This window comes from Streptomyces sp. NPDC058646, from assembly GCF_042716875.1.
Lineage (GTDB): Bacteria > Actinomycetota > Actinomycetes > Streptomycetales > Streptomycetaceae > Streptomyces.
The window spans coordinates 1-17,135 of record NZ_JBHXRK010000001.1 but is presented as its reverse complement, the minus strand read 5'-3'; the positions used below and the strand labels follow the sequence as shown (position 1 = coordinate 17,135).

General features: G+C 75.9%; 10 protein-coding genes. 4 read left to right on the top strand and 6 right to left on the bottom strand.

Translation table 11 applies throughout. The features are described from left to right. The first annotated feature begins 102 nt into the window (after window positions 1-102). Window positions 103-1,008 carry an ion transporter gene (locus ACFWUZ_RS00050; protein ID WP_384364454.1) on the top strand — a complete coding sequence of 302 codons (906 nt, stop codon included), beginning with the start codon at window positions 103-105 and terminating at the stop codon, window positions 1,006-1,008. A gap of 25 nt (window positions 1,009-1,033) precedes the next feature. On the opposite strand, the gene ACFWUZ_RS00045 is transcribed toward ACFWUZ_RS00050, so the two are convergent. The 5 genes from ACFWUZ_RS00045 to ACFWUZ_RS00025 all read right to left on the bottom strand — a co-directional run bounded on the left by ACFWUZ_RS00045 (window position 1,034) and on the right by ACFWUZ_RS00025 (window position 9,861). Beyond that, on the bottom strand, window positions 1,034-4,756 hold the full coding sequence (locus tag ACFWUZ_RS00045) for an SAV_2336 N-terminal domain-related protein (RefSeq protein WP_384364451.1): 3,723 nt from the start codon (window positions 4,754-4,756) through the stop codon (window positions 1,034-1,036). Then, window positions 4,753-5,856: an AAA family ATPase gene (locus ACFWUZ_RS00040; protein ID WP_384364448.1), complete on the bottom strand. Its 1,104-nt coding sequence runs from the start codon at window positions 5,854-5,856 to the stop codon at window positions 4,753-4,755. Before ACFWUZ_RS00040 ends, ACFWUZ_RS00045 begins: the two co-directional genes overlap by 4 nt. Window positions 5,857-6,009: 153 nt before the next feature. After that, window positions 6,010-8,067, bottom strand: a complete 2,058-nt coding sequence (locus ACFWUZ_RS00035; RefSeq protein WP_384364445.1) for a hypothetical protein — start codon at window positions 8,065-8,067, stop codon at window positions 6,010-6,012. Next, window positions 8,064-9,410, bottom strand: a complete 1,347-nt coding sequence (locus tag ACFWUZ_RS00030) for a hypothetical protein (RefSeq protein WP_384364442.1) — start codon at window positions 9,408-9,410, stop codon at window positions 8,064-8,066. Before ACFWUZ_RS00030 ends, ACFWUZ_RS00035 begins: the two co-directional genes overlap by 4 nt. 109 nt (window positions 9,411-9,519) lie before the next feature. Then, window positions 9,520-9,861, bottom strand: coding sequence for a nuclear transport factor 2 family protein (locus ACFWUZ_RS00025; protein WP_384364439.1), 342 nt, complete (start codon window positions 9,859-9,861; stop codon window positions 9,520-9,522). Window positions 9,862-10,067: 206 nt separating this feature from the next. On the opposite strand from ACFWUZ_RS00025, the gene ACFWUZ_RS00020 reads away from it, so the two are divergent. Continuing rightward, window positions 10,068-13,514, top strand: a complete 3,447-nt coding sequence (locus ACFWUZ_RS00020; RefSeq protein ID WP_384364436.1) for a BTAD domain-containing putative transcriptional regulator — start codon at window positions 10,068-10,070, stop codon at window positions 13,512-13,514. Between the two features lie 16 nt (window positions 13,515-13,530). Here the strand turns inward: ACFWUZ_RS00020 and ACFWUZ_RS00015 are convergent, their stop codons facing one another. Further along, the gene (locus tag ACFWUZ_RS00015; RefSeq protein ID WP_384364433.1) at window positions 13,531-13,713 is read right to left on the bottom strand and encodes a hypothetical protein; all 183 of its coding nucleotides are present in this window, start codon (window positions 13,711-13,713) and stop codon (window positions 13,531-13,533) included. A gap of 285 nt (window positions 13,714-13,998) precedes the next feature. Here ACFWUZ_RS00015 and ACFWUZ_RS00010 point away from each other — a divergent pair, with 285 nt between their 5' ends. Together ACFWUZ_RS00010 and ACFWUZ_RS00005 are read left to right on the top strand one after the other, a co-directional pair. Continuing rightward, window positions 13,999-15,381 carry a helix-turn-helix domain-containing protein gene (locus tag ACFWUZ_RS00010; RefSeq protein ID WP_384364430.1) on the top strand — a complete coding sequence of 461 codons (1,383 nt, stop codon included), beginning with the start codon at window positions 13,999-14,001 and terminating at the stop codon, window positions 15,379-15,381. Between the two features lie 183 nt (window positions 15,382-15,564). Then, a partial coding sequence (locus ACFWUZ_RS00005; RefSeq protein ID WP_384364427.1) for a condensation domain-containing protein occupies window positions 15,565-17,135 on the top strand: 1,571 nt, incomplete at its 3' end.

The window sequence follows — 17,135 nt, the reverse complement described above, 5'->3', positions numbered from 1 at the left end:
GGGGTGAAAGCCGATCGGATGTGGGGCGTTAGAAGAACGGATCACCGCGCCCAGCGGGCGCCGGCCCCGGCGAAGACGCGCACGACCAGCACGAGGAGTGAGATGACTGACCCGATGCAGGCCGGCCGCGGCCGCATGGAACTGGCGGCCCGGTGCCGGGTGGTCACGGAGGCTCAGGCCTTCGGGTTGGTCGCCTTCTGCGTGATCCTCTTCAACGCGCTCCTGATGGGCGCGGAGACGTACAGCGGGCTCGCCGCCGAGTACCGGCAGGCCCTGCAGGCCGCGGAGCACTGCTGCCTCGCCCTGTTCACGGTCGAGATGCTGCTGCGGACGGGTGCGTACGCCGACCGGCCGAAAGCATTCTTCCGTGATCCCTGGAACCTCTTCGACCTCGCGATCGTGCTGTCCGCCTTCCTCCCGCTGATCCGCGAGAACGCCACCGTCCTGCGCCTGCTGCGCCTCGCCCGCGTGCTGCGCACCGCCCGCTTCCTGCCCCACCTGCGGATCCTGCTGATCGCGGTCGGCCGCAGCCTGCCCGGCACCGCCAGCTTCCTCTTCATCGGCGCGCTGGTGCTGTACGTGTACGCCATGGTCGGCTGGGTGTGCTTCGCCGACTCCGACCCCGAGCACTACGGCTCCGTGGGCCGCGCCGCCCTCACCCTGTTCCTGCTCACCACGCTCGACGGCCTCACCGACGCCGTCCGCGCGGGCCTGCAGATCTCCCGCCTCAGCATCCTCTACTACGCCTCCTACGCACTGCTCGCCTCCTTCGTGCTGGTGAACGTCCTCATCGGGGTCGTCCTCAACTCCCTGGACGAGGCACGTGAGATCGAGGAGGAGGCCGGACGCGTCCCGCCGCCCGGCAAGGGCCCCGACCCGGCCACCGAGGTCAGGGAGCGCATCGCGACGGCCCGCCGGGCCCTGGACGACATCGAGGCTCAGCTCGCCTCGGCCGACGGCCGGGCGGGAAGCAGGCGGCTGGAGGCCGCCTCCCGCACCGGCTCATGAACCGGCCCGACCGGCAGGACACCCCCTACGTGCTCTCCTCCCCCTCCAGCAGGCGCAGGTGGAACACGTCGCCCGGGCGTCGCTCGACGTCCCAGCGGTCCGGCCGGTCCGCGGAGGGGAGTCCGGCGCCGGGGTCGGACAGGAAGCGCACGCCGTCGAAGCGCACGCGGCCCTCGTAGCTCGCGTGGTCGAAGGTGACCGGCCCCGCGAAGGTGGTCCCGGCGGCCAGCAGGCCCCGCTCCCAGTGCGCGTACGAGAAGACCGCGGAGCCGGCGAAGTGGGCCCCGTTCATCCCGGCCGGGCCACGGAAGTCGGTGTGCGTGAAGTCGGCGGGCCCCGACACCCGCATCCCGTCGAGGTCCGCCGGGCCCTCGAGGACCGCCCGGTCGAAGGAGACCCCGTAGCGGAAGGCGCTGTCCGTCAGGTCCGTGGAACCGCCGAAGACCGTGCGGCGGAAGGTGGCCCCGCCGCGGAAGCTGCTCCCCCCGAACGCGGCGTCCTGCTGGAACACGGCCCCGTCGAAGGAGGTCCGCCCGGTGAAGGTGCTCCCGTCGAACCGCGCCGGGCCCGCGAACGCGGCGTGCGGGAAGGACACGCTGCCTTCGAACGCGGCGTGCTCGGTGCTCCAGCCGTCCGGGAAGTGCGCGCGGTCGAAGGCGGCCCGCCCGATCCGCACCCGGCCCGTCCCCGGTTCGCGCAGCGCGTCCAGGACCTGCTGGAGCAGGCCGTTCTCGAAGGTGGTGCCCCGCAGGTCGACGGCTGACCCGGGGCCGAGCGCCGCGAGGCGGGCCTGGCGCTCGTCGTCACCGACGTGGGCCAGGCAGCGGGAGGAACCCGTCTGCCGGACGCCGGTGCAGCCGAGCGGATCGTTCTCGGAGGCGCCGGCACCGCAGTGCGGCCACCCGGGGCCGGTGCTGCGGATCGCGGCGGCCTCCAGGAGCGCCCGCCCCAGTTCGCGGGGGTCACGGGTGCACTGCCAGCCCTCTACGTCGCCCACCAGCGGGGACAGGGTGACCCGTACGTCGGGCCGGAGCAGCGCGCGCAGCTCCTCGTGGAACGGTGCGGACAGGAGCAGGCGCACCGCGGGGAAGCGGCCGGGGCCGGGCCGCCGGGCGACCTCGGGGGCGGCGACCAGCCGGCCCGCCTCCCGCACCGCCTGCCCGCCGGGCCCGTCCTCCTCGGAGTCGATCCGGCCGGTGCTCACCCCGACCACGAGCCGCGCGTCCGGCCGGCCGCCTTCGGCCCGCAGCTCCTCGAACCGGCCCGGCAGTTCCGCCAGGATCCGGCCCGCTCCCGCCAGGGCACCGGGCTCGTCCACGACGAGGAGGGCCGCACCGGGGGTTTCCGTCACGCGCCCCGCCACGCCGGTGTACTGCAGGAGCCTCCGCAGGAGGGTGGCCACCTCGGTGCCCGCCTCCAGTGCGCCTGCGCCTGCGTCCGGGTCCGGGTCCGTGTCCATGTCCGTCTGGACGCGGGCCAGCAGGCAGATCGGTGTCCCCGGCCGGCCGGCCGGCGGCGAGGCCGTCGTGTGCGCGGACAGTACTTCCTGGAAGCCGGGCTGCTGGAGCAGGGCCTGGGCCGTGAGGAACACCATGCGGTCGGGCCACACCCCGTGCACGACTCCGATCAGGGCTCCGTAGCGGGAGACGGGCGCGCCGCGGTAGTGCGTCCAGCTCTCCGGTTCGGAGGACAGGCGCACCAGCTCGCCGTTGCGGGCTCCGCCGTACGGGGTCATCTCGCCGGTCAGCAGGACCGGTTCGCCCTGGTCCGTGCGGCCGTCGACGTGGACCACCTCCGGGCGGGTGCCGTGCGGCCCCGCCCAGCGCAACGGCTCCGGCCAGGTCCGCGGATCGGCGAGGTCCTGCACCGCCGCGAGCAGGAACACCCGGGGCGACCCCTCGTCCCACCACACCGGGTGGCACTGGACCTCGCGGTCGCCCGCACGGACCCAGGCGAGGACCCCCGCCTCGGTCCGGCCCTCGCCGACCGTGAGCACCAGCCGGGGCGCGAGGAGGGTGCCGACCTCCTGCGGCTCGGCTGCCGTGTCGTACCGGACCCGGACGACGCGGTCCCGCAGCCCTTGGTCCAGCAGGATCCGGGGGACCGCCCGTACCTGGGGCCTCGGCGGTTCCGGCCCGTCCGCCAGGGGCCGGGTCCGGGGCCGCGCCGCGAACGGCATCGCCTCCGGCGGCACCTGGCGGCGGCCCCGTTCCCCGGTGGTGACCTCGGTCGCCGAGAAGTCGGGCCCGGTACCGCGGTTGCGGGCCATGAACTCCCAGACCCGGCGGCGGACCAGCTCCCGTACGGCGGCGACGTCCCCGCGCAGCTGGGAACCGAGCAGGGCCTCCCGTACCCCGGGGAGGAACTCGAACTCGATGTCCTCGGCGCTGCGGCCGGTGTCCCCCCACGGTGCGAAGAGCCCGCCGAGGGCGACCTCGGCCAGGTGGCCGTGCTCCGAATCGCGCAGCAGGGAGCGCCGGACCAGGGTCATGACGGGCAGGGTCAGCGGGACGGCCGCCAGGTGTGCGGCGAGTTGCTGGGCGGTCGGGGAGGCGCCTGCGCGGAAGCGCTCCACCGCTTCGAGGCCGGTGGGGCCGTCGTCCCCGGGGGGCGGAGGGCCGGTCTCCTTCCCGGACGCCCGGGAGGCCGGCTCCGCGTCCAGGCGCAGGCAGGCCAGGCGCCGCCAGCGCCCGTCGCCCGACACCACCCGCACCAGGCGGGCCAGGCTCCCCGAGCCGATGCCGACGACCGGGACCACGGCGGGGCCGGCGCGGTGGCGTCCCGTCCGGGCCGTGCGGGCGAGGCGGGCCAGGGGGACCTGCTGCCAGGAGCGGGTGGCGGCGGCGGGCCGGTCCGCGCGGACGGCGTAGGTGACGGGCCGGACGGCGCCGCGCGTCCAGAGCCGTTCCGGCAGGACGTTGAGCACGGCCACAGCGTTGTGCCCGCACCAGTGCCGGAGCACGGCCTGGAGGGGGCCCTGGCTCCAGCCGCCCGCCACGGTGTCGGAGAGGACGAGGATCAGCCGGCGGCCCGCCGGGTCGGCCAGCTCCAGGGGGTTGCGGGGCGGGCCGCCGCGGCGGCGGCCGAGCATCGGGAAGCCGCCGGGGCCGGTGCCCGTCAGCTGCCAGGTGCGGACGTCGCGGAAGACCCCGCTGCGGGTCAGCACGCGCCGGAGCTCGTCCACGAGGTCCGACCAGAGCAGCATCGAGTGGTGGGTGTCGACGACGAGGGCCAGGTCCAGCCAGCGGCTCTCGGCGGGGCGCAGGACGGGGGTCGGGACCATCCGCTCGATGCTGCGTTCCACGGTGAGCTGCTCGTCCAGTTCCTCGCCCGGGCCTCCGATGGAGCGCCGGCCCACGGGGCGCAGGGAACGCATCAGCGCGAGCGGGTCGTCGAGGGAGGCCGCGCGGGGCAGCCGCAGCGCCGATCCCCGGCGTCCTCCGGTGGTGTCGGCCGGCTTCCCGGCGGGGTCCGGCACCGGTCCGGGGTAGAGCTGCACGGCCGGTTCGCCGCCCGCCGCCCCGGGGCCGGGCGAGGTGCCGGTGCCGGACCCGGAGGGGTCCGGTCGGGCGGCGGGCGGCGGTTCGGCGGTCGCGTCGCCGGGCCGCGGCGCGGCGGGCCCGGCCCCCTGCGGGTCCACCCGGGCGGCCAGCCACAGGATGTCGGCGATCTCCTCGGCCCCGATGCCGGGGCGCGGGCCGCTGTCGTCGGAGCCTTCGGCGAAGGCGGCGAGCAGTTCCTCGATCACGCGGAGGGGCCCGTCAGGTGCTGCATCACCGTGCCGAGGAACCGTTCGCGGTCGCCGGCGTCCGACCAGGCTCCGGCGAGGCGGAGCTGGATCGCGTTGAGGAGCTGGTCGGTGGCCAGGTCTCCGTCCTCCGCGCGTTCGAGGAAGCTCTGGACCAGTTCCTGGTACTCCTCGCTTCCCTCGACGTCCACCTTCAGCCGCTGCTGCACGATGCGGGCGAGCTTGTCCGGGCCCGGCGGCTCCAGGTGCAGCCGGACGCAGCGGCGCAGGAAGGCGGGCGGGAAGTCGCGTTCGCCGTTGCTGGTGAGGACGACGACGGGGAAGTACCGGCATTGGACGCGGCCCTGGGTGATCCGTACGGCGGCGTCGGGGTCGTCGTCGGTGCCGATGGCGACGGTGGGGTCCTCCTTGGCGAGCCGGGCCAGTTCGGGGATGTCGAAGCCGCCGTCCTCGAAGACGGTGAGGAGGTCACCGGGCAGGTCGATGTCGCTCTTGTCGATCTCGTCGACGAGCAGGACGCGGGGACGGTCCTGGGGCAGCAGGGCGGTGCCGAGCGGCCCGAGGCGCAGGTAGCGGGCGATGGAGGGGGCGGTGGGCGGCGCGGCGGGTTCCGCCGGTCCGTCCGGGGGGACGGCGGCCGCCGGGGCGGCGCCCGCCGCGCCCGGGGTGCGCAGCTGTTCCAGCCCGGCCTCCTGGAGGCGCCCGATGGCGTCGTACAGGTACAGGCCGTCCCGCAGCACGGTCCGGCTGGTGATCGGCCAGTGCAGTACGGGGCCCAGGTCCAGGTCCGCGGCGATGCTGTAGGCGAGGGTGGACTTCCCGACGCCCGGCTTGCCGGTGATCAGCAGCGGCCTGCGCAGGTGGAGGGCCGTGTTCACGACGTCCTTCTCCGGGTCGTCGGGTACGTAGCCCTCCCCGCGCCGGCGGGTGCGGTCCCAGGCCGGTCCCGCGCACCCGGGCGGGGTGTAGTCCGGGTCCGGGGTTCCGGTGAAGTCCCGCCAGGGCGGCGGGGATCCGGCCTCCAGGCGGGCGCGCCGGGCCGCGCCCTCGCCGGTCCCGTGGTACAGCCACCAGTCCTTCGCCACTGCCTCTGCCTCCATGGTCGGGTGTCGCGGTCGGTCGGGTCGGGACGGACGTCGGCCGGGCCGGTGGGGCGACCCCGGCCCCGGGTGGGGTGGCGCGGCGGGCCGGGGCGGCGGGCGGCGGGCGGCGGGCGGCGGGCGGCGGGCGGCGGCATCGTCGGGACATCGGCATCAGGACAGGGACCGGAGGGTGAGGGTCTCGTCGGGATCGTCCCACAACAGCACCAACCGGTCTCCCCCTTCAGCCTGTTGGCCGGCACGGCCGGCGGCCCGGCGCAACTCCCGCACCCGCGCGGGCAGGGCGAGCACGTCCAGCGCGCCGGGGTCCGCAGGAGCGCCCGGGCCGCGTTCCGCGCCGTCGGGCGGCGCGAGCAGTCCGAGGAGCCCGGCGGCCGGTGCGCCGCCCCCGCGCCGCCACACCATCACCGGGACCCCTCCTTCGAGCACGGCGTCCAGGGCGCCCTCGGTGCGGGCCCCCGCGGAGGTGTGCGCCAGGACGCAGGCCGGTGCCGGTCCCGCCCCCAGCTCCATCCCGAGCACGTCCGTCACGTCCCCGTCCTCCACCGTGCGGACGGCGTCCGGGTGCCGCCCGCCCCGGGCGGCGAGCCAGCGCCACTTCCTGCGCCATTCCGCCCGGGCGTCCTCCCGCTCCTGCGGGCAGCGCACCACCACCTGGTAGAGCAGGCCCAGGGACCGGGTGGTCCGTCCGCCGGGGCCGCGGGGCACCGGCCACTCGTCGAAGGCGGTGTCCAGCAGCTCGTACGGCACGTGGAACTCGATCCGCTCCACGGTGTCGTACGGCCGGCCCGCCTCCGGATCGCCGCCCGGGGCCCGCGCGACCGCGGCGAGCCGGTGGACGAGTTCCTCCCGTACGGCGTCCAGTCCGACCGGGCTGCCGTCCGCCTCCCAGATCTGCTCGGTGACCTCGCGCCGCAGCCACATCCGGGCCAGGAAGCCGTCCTCCCCGCCCGGCGGTGCCTCCAGCCTGACGTGCAGGGCCGTACTGCGGGGCGGGGCCGGCGGTGGCGGCAGTGCGGGCAGGCCGAGCCGCTCCCGGGTGGCGCGCACCCAGTCCCGCAGCCGGGCCGCCCAGGCCGCGTCGCCCGCCCCGGCCCGGTCGGCCACGAAGCGTACGAAGGGCACGGCGAGCGGCATCCCGTCCGGGCCGCCCTGGCGCTCGTCCAGGTCCTGGACCACCTCCAGCAGGCTCTCCCCCGGCAGGCCGCCGCGCACCGGGGTGGTGCAGCCGGCCGCCTTGAAGGCCCAGGTGTAGGCGTCGTGGGCGCAGCGCGGCAGGTCGCGGCCCTCGAAGAGTTCGCCGAGCCCGTCCCAGGCGGGCTGGTCGAGCCGGACGGCGCGCGCCGTGCGGCGGCCGGGCAGCTCCTCGTCGAGGAAGGAGCAGGCGTCCCAGTCCCGGTCCACGAGGAACTGCGGCAGCTGCCAGCCCTCGCCGCGCTCGCGCAGCTCCTGGAAGGTGCGGTGGATGCTGCGGGCGGCGGCGGGCAGTCCGGTGACTCCCTCGCGTACGGACCGCTGCCCGAGTTCGCCGAGCAGCGCCTCGGTGAAGCGGCCGGCGCCGCGTTCGGCGTCGTTCTGCGCGGCCTCGCCCTCGCGGGAGGCGTACAGGCGGAACTGCCGTCTGCCGGGGACCGAGCTCCCGCCTCCGTAGTCGGTGGTGCCGAAGTTCCAGCGGCTGTCGCGGGGCGCGTCGACCCGGCAGCAGTCCACGAGGGCGGCCTGGAGCGGGAACCGGCGCTGTTTGACCAGGTCGGTGCGCCACCAGCGCAGGGCCGAGTCGAGGTTGAGGTGGCGGATCTGGCTGGGGCGGGCGTCGGTGCAGGGCAGGATCAGCTCCTGGCGCTGCCCGAGGTAGCCGTGGCCCGCCCAGAAGATCCACAGCAGGTCGCCGTCGCACTGGGGGAGTTCGTCGAGCAGGGCGGACTTCACGTTCTCCTCGGTGGCCGGCCGGTGGTCCGCCCGCAGGGCCGCCATGGCCGGGGAGTCCGTCCACTCCAGGGCGTCCGGTCCGTCGAGCGGGGACAGCAGCAGCCGTACGTTGCCGGGCGGCACCTCTCCCGGACCGGTCAGCCAGCGGGCGAACCTCAGGGCGTCGCGGGCCGGGCCGTGCAGGTTCCACCGGTGGCTGATGTCGTACCGCTCGACCCCGGCGACGAGGGCGAAGGTGCGCCGCGGTCCGAGGCCCGGCGGCAGCAGGGCGTCGGGGATCACCCGATCTCCGCTTCGGCCACCGCCTGTTCGATCCGCTCGTAGAGGGAGTCCTGTTTCCAGTACGCGCTGTGGCAGGCGGGGAAGGGCTGGCGGCTGCCGACCTCGTGGTCGGTGACGCGCGGGTCGTCGGGGAAGACGGGGCCGGCGAGGTACGCGAGCACGTCCTGCCGGTCGTAGACGTTGAGCCAGCCGGGGAAGCCGTACGGGAGCTTCGCGCCGGGGGCGAGCGCGGTGAGCGCGCCGAGTTCGTAGAGGAAGGGCGCCTGGGAGCCCACGGTGACCAGCAGTCCGGCTCCGGGTACGGGCTCGCCGCGGGCGGCGGCGAGGGCGAGGAGGTCCACGAGGGCGATCCCGCCGAGGCTGTGGCCGATGAGCACGGTCGGTCCCGGCTCGGCGGTGATCCGCTCGCGCAGGAATTCCCGCAGGTCGTGGCCGCGGGCCTGGTAGCGGAGGATGTCGCCGAGGGCGGGGGTGGCGCCGACGGTGAGGGAGCCGCGCCAGGCGTTGAGGAGCGGTTGGGTGGTGACCCGCATCGCGAGCCGCCCGAGGACGGCGGCGGCGCGGGCCCCGGGCACGCGGGCGTCGCCGCCGAGGCGGGCGGTGAGCAGCTCGACGAGGCGGTCCCGTTCGGCGCCGGTGCAGTCGGCGTCGGCGCCGGCGGAGGCCAGGGCGGCGGCCGTCACGGCGCGGGCGAGGACGGTGGCCAGCTCGCGGGCCTGCGGCTCCGTGAGGGCTCGCTCGGCGGCGCGCGCGGCCTCGGCGGAGCGGGCGGTGCTCTCCAGGGCGGCGGGGAAGCCCGCGGCGAGACCGGTTCCCCGGAGCAGGGCGGCGAGTTCGTCCCCGCCCCCGGAGGCCACCGCGCTCGTGGTCGCCGCCGGGGTCGCGGGGCCGGCGGGCGCGGCCCCGGCGGGCGCGCCGGTGGTCAGGGCCGCGGTGGGACGGTCTGCCAGCTGGTCCAGCTGGTCCAGCAGGTCCAGGGGCCGGGCCCCGGCGGCCCTCACCCCCGGCATCGCGAAGCCGTCGTCCCCGGCGGGACCGGCGCCGTCCGCGGTGTCCCAGCCCGCCTCGGCCAGGACCCGTACCTCGCAGAGCGGGTCGGCGAGCAGCAGGGCCCATTCGGCCGTCTCGGCGTCCACCGGATCGGGGTCGCCGCCGGGGCGGGGGCGCAGGCCCGGCACGGACCGGCCGCCGGCGCCGAGGCCCGCCCCGAACCGGTCGCCCCAGTAGCAGGACTCCACCGACGCGTGCGGGAACCTGGCCTCCAGGCGGTCGCGGACCAGGGCGAAGAGCCTGTCGTGCCGCTCGCGCCGGACCCCCGTGCCGTGGACAAAGAGAAAACGCATCGACGCCCCGCCCCCTCGTGCAGTCGTCCCGCCCGCACCATAGCGCCGCTCGGACGGCACGGCGCCCGGAACGGCCGGTTCTGCCGGCGGCCCCCGGGCACAGGGGAGTTCAGGGGCGGTGGGACTGCCCGGCCGCCCAGTAGCGGCGGCAGGCGCGCAGCATGCCCTCGGCGGAGAGGGTGAACACGTCCACGAATTCGCGCTGTTGGGGCGAGAGGCGGCCCATCGCCACCACGCAGTCCCCCTCGGCGACGATCCGGGTGATGTGGTGGCGGGCGCCGGGGGCGGGGCGTTCCAGCTCGGCCACGCCCAGGTGGCCGGCGTGCAGGAGGGAGCTGTAGCCGTCGAGGTCGCCGGCGTCGAGGTAGTCGTACGCGAGGCGCACGTGGTCGACACCGGAGTCGGTGACGACGGGGCTGGGCGGGAGCCTCCTGGCGCTGCGGCTGTTCATGGGGGGAAGTCCTTCCGTACGGCCGCACCCCGGCCAGGTGTCGGCAGGTACACCGTGCGCCGGACCCGCAACTCGGGGCTATCGCCGCCCTATCACCGTCGGGACGCCGTCACGGAATCTCCACACCATGGACAACCGGAGAGTTGTTCGGGGAGACTGACCCCGCGCTCCACCCGTTTTCAGGCGTGCCCCCAGCTGGGAGAGTCATGACTGCTTCGCCCGGCGGGGTGCCGCACACCCCGGATGTGGTGGTTTTCCGGATCCTCGGACCGTTACAGGTGTCCGGCCAGGGCGGGCCGGTCAGGATCCCGCCGGGGCGGCAGGAGGTCATACTCGCCGCCCTGCTGCTGGAGGCGAACCGGGTCGTCAGCACCGACTACCTGGTCGACCTGATCTGGGACGACGAGCCCCCGGACACGGCGCGCACCCAGGTGCAGATCTGCGTCTCGCGGCTGCGGAAGCTGTTCACCAAGGCGGAGATCGCCGCAGCGATCACCACCCGGCCGCCGGGGTACGTCCTGAAGACCGAGGGCGATCTCGTCGACGCCGCCCTCTTCGCCCGCAAGGTCGCGGACGCCCGCGCCCTGGGCAGACAGGGCGGGGCCGCGGAGGCCGTCGAACTCCTCCGCGCCGCGGGCGAGTTGTGGCAGGGCGACTGCCTGAGCGGGGTGTCGAGCGAGACGCTGCGCAGCAAGGCCCTGCAGCTCGACGAGGAGCGGCTGATCGCGGCCGAGACCAGGATCGACCTGGAGCTGGAGCTGGGGCGCCACCACCAGCTGGTCGGCGAGGTGCAGCTGCTCGTCCGTGTCCATCCGCTGCGGGAGCGGCTGCGCGGGCAGCTGATGCTCGCCCTGTACCGCTCGGGCCGCCAGGCGGAGGCCCTGGAGAGCTACCGGGTCGGGCGCGAACTGCTGGTGGAGGAGCTGGGCCTGGAGCCGGGCGGCGAGCTGCGCCGGCTGGAGTCCGCGATCCTCGCGGGCGAGGTCCCGCCCCCGTCCCGGGCCGCCTCGGACGGGTACGGCGGATCGCCGGACCCCGTAGGCGCGGGCGTGCCCGGAGCCCCGTACCCGGACGCGCGCCCGGGGTCCGCCGGTTTCCCCGGCGGCGGCCCGGCGGCCCGGGGCGGGGAGAGACCCGGCGGCAGGAGCCCCGAGGAGGGACCGGGCGGCGGCGCGCGGGGCCTCGGCCCGGCTACCGCGGAGGGCGCGGGGCCGGGCGGGGGTGCCGCCGACGGGACGGCTCCGGGGGTGGTCCGCCGGGCGGGACCCGGGCGGGCCGCACCGGGGGTGCGGCCGCGGGGCGGGGCCGCGGACCCGTTCGACGGGCCGGCGTACCGGGACGAGATCCCACGCCAACTGCCCGCGGACACCTCGGACTTCGTCGGTGACGAGGAGCAGATCGGGCGGATCGAACGGGCCCTGCTCGGCGAGGGCGGGCGGCGGGCCGTCGGGCTCGCCGCGATCGTCGGCAAGCCCGGCACCGGCAAGTCCACCCTGGCCACGCACATCGCGCACCGGCTGAGCGAGACCGGCTTCCCCGACGGGCAGTTGTACTGCGACCTGCGCGGGACCGGGATCCCGGCCACCGCCGCGGAGGTGCTGGGCCGGTTCCTGCGCGCGCTGGGCATCCCCGGCCCGGTGATCCCGGAGTCCCAGGACGAGCGGGCCGAGATGTACCGGACGCTGCTGGCCTCGCGCAGGGTGCTGGTGGTGCTCGACGACGCCGCGTCCGAGAGCCAGATCCGGCCGCTGCTGCCGGGCAGCAACCGCTGCGCCGTGCTCGTCACCGGCCGGGTCCGGCTGACGGGACTGCCCGGGGCCTACCGCGTCGAGCTGGACGTGATGGACACCGCGCGGGCGCTGGAGCTGCTGGTGCGCGTCGTCGGCGGTGACCGGGTGGAACGTGAGGGGGTGGCGGCCGAGGCCCTCATCCGTACGGTGGGCGGGCTGCCGCTCGCGCTGCGCATCGTGGCGGCCCGGCTGGCGGCGCGCCCGCACTGGTCGCTGGCCTCGATGGTGCACCGCCTCGCCAACGAACGGCACCGCCTCGACGAGCTGACGCACGGCGAGATGACGATGCGGGCCAGCCTCTCCCTGACCCATGACGGGCTGGCGGAGGAGGACCGCAGGCTGCTGCGGCTGCTGAGCCTGGCCCAGGGGCCGGCGCTACCGGGCTGGCTGGCGGGGGCCCTGCTGGACGACCGGCGGCCCTTCCCCTCCGACCTGCTGGAGCCGCTGGTCGACGTACAGATGCTGGACGTGGTCGGGGTGGAGTCCACGGGCGGGTTCCGCTACCGCTTCCACGAGATCATCCGGGTCTTCGCACGGGAGCAGCTCGCGGTGCACGACGCGCCGGCCGTGCAGTCGGCGGCGCTCGGCCGGATGATGGGCGGCTGGATGTCCCTGGCGGAGCAGGCCCACCGGCGGATCTACGGCGGGGACTTCACGGTGCTGCACGGCACCGCGCCGCGCTGGGAACCGCCGCAGAGCTGTGTGGACGAGCTGCTGGTGGACCCGTTGGAGTGGCTGGACAGCGAGCACGCGAACCTGGTCCAGGCCGTGGAGCACGCGGCACGGGAACAGATGGACGAGCTGTGCTGGGACCTGGCGACGACCCTGGCGACGCTGTTCGAGGCGCGCGGGTACTTCGACGACTGGGAGCGCACGCACCAGCTCGCGCTGGAGGCCGTCCGGGCGGCGGGCAACCGGCGGGGCGGCGCGGCGCTGCTCAGCTCGCTCGGCGCGCTCTACCTCGGCCGCAGCCAGCCGGAGGAGTCGCGGGCGGCGCTGACCTCGGCGCTGGGGGTGTTCCAGGAGCTCGGCGACCGGCAGGGGCTGGCCCTGTGCCACCGTGACCTCGCGCTGCTGGAGCGGATGCGGGGCAACGAGGACCGGGCGCTGACCCTGTACGACCGGGCGCTGCGGGATTTCGACCTGGTCGGTGATGTGGTGGGCAGGGCCATCGTCCTGACCCAGAGCGCGCACATCTGGATGCGGCGCGGGCAGACCGCGGCCGCGCAGGGCCGACTGGACGAGGCGCTGTCCATCTACCGCTCGGTGGGCTATACGGGCGGCCAGGCGCGGACGCTGCGCCGGGCGGGGCAGCTGTTCCAGGGCCAGGGCGAGCACGAGCGGGCGGTCCGGACCTTCAGTGAGGTGCTGGAGCTGTGCCGGGACGGCGGGGACGTGATCGGCGAGGGTCACCTGTTGCGGGACCTGGGCCACGCGTACGCCGAGATGGGGCGGGGCGAGGCGGCGCGCGGGTTCTACGCGCAGGCGCTGTCGGTGCGGGAGCAGATCATGGACCACGGCGGGGCGGCGCTCGTCCGGATGGACCTGGCGCGGCTGCTCGTGTCGAGCGGCGGCTCCGCGGAACGCTCGCGGTCGCGGGAGCTGCTGGAGACGGCGGTCCGGGCCTTCCGCGACCGGCGGATGGAGCCGGAACTGGCGGAGGCGGAGCGGCTCCTGGACGGTTCGGCGGAGCCTGCGGGTCCGGCGGTGCCGGTCGCGGCTGCGGAACCGGCCGGGCTCGCGGGGCCTGCCGGGCCGGTGGAGCGGGTCGGAGCTTCGGGGCCGGGCGGCTCCGTGGACTCCTTGGCGTCGCTGACGTCCGTGGTGCGCGTGCCGGCGACGGGGTCCGCCGCCGGGGTCTGAGCTCCGCCGTGCGGTGTCAGTCCCAGGGGTTGGTGTCGGCGGTGGTGCTCGGCGTCGGGGTGGCGGCGGGGACGGCGCTGCCCGCCGGGGTGGCGGGGGTGGCCGGGCCGTCGGCCCGGGCGACCTGGGTGCCGAGTACGGCGGTCCCGGCGAGGGCTACGGTGACGAGGGCGGCGCGGAGGGCGTGGGCGAGGTTCATTTCGTGTCCCTTCGTCGGTGCGCCCCGGCCTTCCGGGGCGCTTCCTTCCTTCTGGACATCAACTTAGGAACCGCTGGAATCCCGGGACCGGCCCCGCCCCTATCCCCGCGCTATCACCGTCCGAGCCCCGCGAGGGGCGGGGAGGGCCGGTGATAGGGCCACTGGCCGGAACCCGTTCGTCCGGGGATGCCGGGGCGATAGCGGGCTGCCGACGATGGAGACAGGAACCGGGCCACATCACCCCAGGCCGCGCCGTTCCCCACCACCTTCGCCGGGAGCGCACACATGAACGGGCACATGACCGCGCACACGCACCAGCAGACGAACGCGCAGCACCACCCGACCGACCCCGCCGCCCCGCCCCTGGGATCCCTCATACGCGCCCACCGGCTGCGCATCGGGCTCACCCAGCGGGAGCTGGCCGATCTGTCGACGATCAGCGTGAGAGCCATCCGCGACCTGGAGCAGGGCAAGGCCAGACGGCCCCGCCCGGACACCGTACGGCTGATGGCCGACGCCCTGCGGCTCGGCCCGCGCGCCCGGGCCGCACTGGAGGCGGCGGCCCAGCAGGGCAGGGCCGGCGGGCACGGGCCCGCCGAGCTGCCCGCGCCGCCGACCGCACTGCACCCGATGCTGGGACGGGACGCCGAAGCGGGCGTGCTGGCCGGGGAGTTGTCCTCCGGTACGGAACGCCTGGTCAATGTGGTGGGGCTGACCGGGGTCGGCAAGACGCGGCTGGCGCTGGAGGTCGCGGCGCGGCTCCACGCGACGGGGACGCCGGTGCTGTGGCACGCCTTTCCCGGTGCGGCGGCCGACTACCTCGGCTGCGCCGGGGGCGATGCGGCGGCCCTGGTCGCGGCGGCCGTGGCGGAACTGTGCACCGGGGAGCCCGGGGAACCCGGCGAGACCCCGGGGGCTGCCGGGCTGCTGGCCGAACTCCTGGGTGAGCAGCCGGCGTTGCTCGTACTGGACGGCGCTCCTGCGGGCCCGCCCCGGCCGGACCGGCTGACCGGGCTGCTGCGCGCCTGCCCGGGGCTGCGGCTGCTGGTCACCTCCGAGCAGCCGTGGGAGGTGCCGGGCGAGCGGATCTTCCTGCTGTCCCCGCTGGAGGTGCCGGGCGAGGGCGCGGTGGATCCTGCGTCCGCGGCGGTACGGGTCTTCCTCGGCCAGGTCCGGCGGGTGCGGCCCGAGTTCGTCCCGGGCCGGGCCGACCTGGAGCGGGCGGCGTGGATCTGCCGCCGTCTGGACGGGCACCCGGGGGCGCTGGCCGCGGCGGCGTCCTGGCTGGTGGTGTGCGATCTGGCCACCTTGTGCCAGAGCCTGGAGGCCGACCCGGCGGCCCTGCTCGACCACTTGGGCGCGGGCACCGGGGCGGAGCGGCTCCGGACGGCGCTGCGCGCACGGATGGAGAAGCTTCCGCAGGATGCCCGGGAGCTGCTGTCCTCACTCTGCGACCGCGCCGGGGAGGAGTTCTCGCTGGCCGACCTCACCGGGCCGGCCGGGCCCGGTCTCGCCGAGTGCGGCCGGATGCTGCGCGAGCTGCTGATCAGCGGCGCCGTCCGGGCCGCGCACGAGGGCGGCAGCTCCCGCTTCCGGGTGCTGGGCCTGGTCCGGGCCGCCTGCGGGGCGGGCCCGCTGGCGGGTCTGGCGGCTGCCGCCGGGGCGTGAACTGCTTCCCGAGTGCCGGAACAACTGCCGCCGGGGCCTGCGGCCCGCGGGTTGGATGACGTACGGCCGGACCGCCCAGCAGTTCCCGCGCACCGCCGCCCGCCCGGGCGCCCCGCCGCTCCCCCGGCATCCCTTGCCCATCCGCGCATCCCGCTGCAGAGACCTATTCCGAGGAGCCAGTGCATGTCCACCAACGCGTCCGACCAGGACACCGCGCACGGGCCGGCCGCTGTGCGGCTGCCCCTGTCCGCCGCGCAGCGCGACATCTGGATGGCCCACGGTCTGGACGCCTCGGGCTGCCGCTACAACATCGGGGAGTACCGGGAGATCCTGGGCGCGCTCGACCCGGTGCTGTTCGCCCGGTGCTGGTACCAGCTGGCCCGCGAGGCGGACGTACTGCGGCTGCGGGGTACGGGGGCGGGCGAGGACGGCGGCCTGTGGCAGCTGCTGCACCCCGAACCGTCCGGCCGGGAAGTGGAGTTGCTCGACGTCAGCGGTGCGGAGGACCCCGGGGCGGCGGCCCGCGGCCTCATGGCGGCGGAGCTGGCCCGGCCCTTCGACCTGGCGGAGGACTGGCTGACCCGGCACGCGCTCATCCGGGCGGGGCTGAGCGAGGAGGGCGAGGAGCGGTGGTTCTACTTCCACGCCTTCCACCACCTCGCCATCGACGGCATGGGCGTCGCCCTGCTCGACCGCAGGCTGGTCGAGCTGTACGAGCGGGCCTCGGCCGGGGAGGACTGGGGGCCGAGCCCCTTCGGTTCGCTGGCGGAGGTGCTGGCCGAGGACGCGGCGTACCGGTCCTCACCGGAGGCGGCCGCGGACCGTGCGCACTGGGCGGCGCACCTCGCCGGTCTCCCGCAGACCCCGCGGCTGGGTGAGGGCCGGACGGGCGGGGTCCCGGTGCGGGGTGAACTCCCCTTCGTACGGCGGACGGTGGTACTGCCGCCGGACCGGGCGGAGCGGCTGCGGGAAGCGGCCAGGGTTCACCGGGCGCCGTGGACGATGCTGGTCATCGCGCTGGTCGCCGCGTACGTGCACCGGGTGAGCGGGAGTCCCGAGCTGGTGCTGGGCCTGCCGGTGACCGGCCGCCGGACGGAGCGGGCCCGCTGCACGCCGGGCATGCTGTCGAACGTCGTACCGCTGCGGGTGGCGGTGCCGGCGGACGCCTCGCCCGCCGGGCTGCTGGCCTCGGTGGTCACCGAGACGCGGGAGGGGCTGCGGCACCAGCGGACGCGGTACGAGGACATCTGCCGGGACCTGGGTCTCGGCGAGGGGGAGCGGCGGATCGCGGCGCCGCTGGTCAACATCATGGCGTTCACGCCGGGGATGCGGTTCTGCGGTTTCCCGACCACCCAGCACAACCTGAGCAACGGGCCGGTGGAGGACCTGGCGGTCGGCGTGTACGACCTCGGGCCGCAGGGCGGGCTGCGGATCGACTTCGACGCGGCGGGCCAGGTGTGCGACATCCCGGCGGTGGCCGGTCACCAGGACCGGTTCCTGCGGTTCGCGGAGGCGGTGCTGGAGGACATGGGCCGGCCGCTGTCGGAGGTGGAGCTGCTGGGTGCGGCCGAGCGCCGGCAGGTGCTGGAGGAGTGGACGGGCACGCGTACCGACATCGGTGAGCGCACCCTGACCGACCTCTTCGAGGAACAGGCCCGTCTGCGCCCCGACGCCCGCGCCGTGGTCTTCGCCGGCCAGGAACTCACCTACCGGGAACTCGACTCCCGCGCCGACCGGCTCGCCCGCCACCTCAC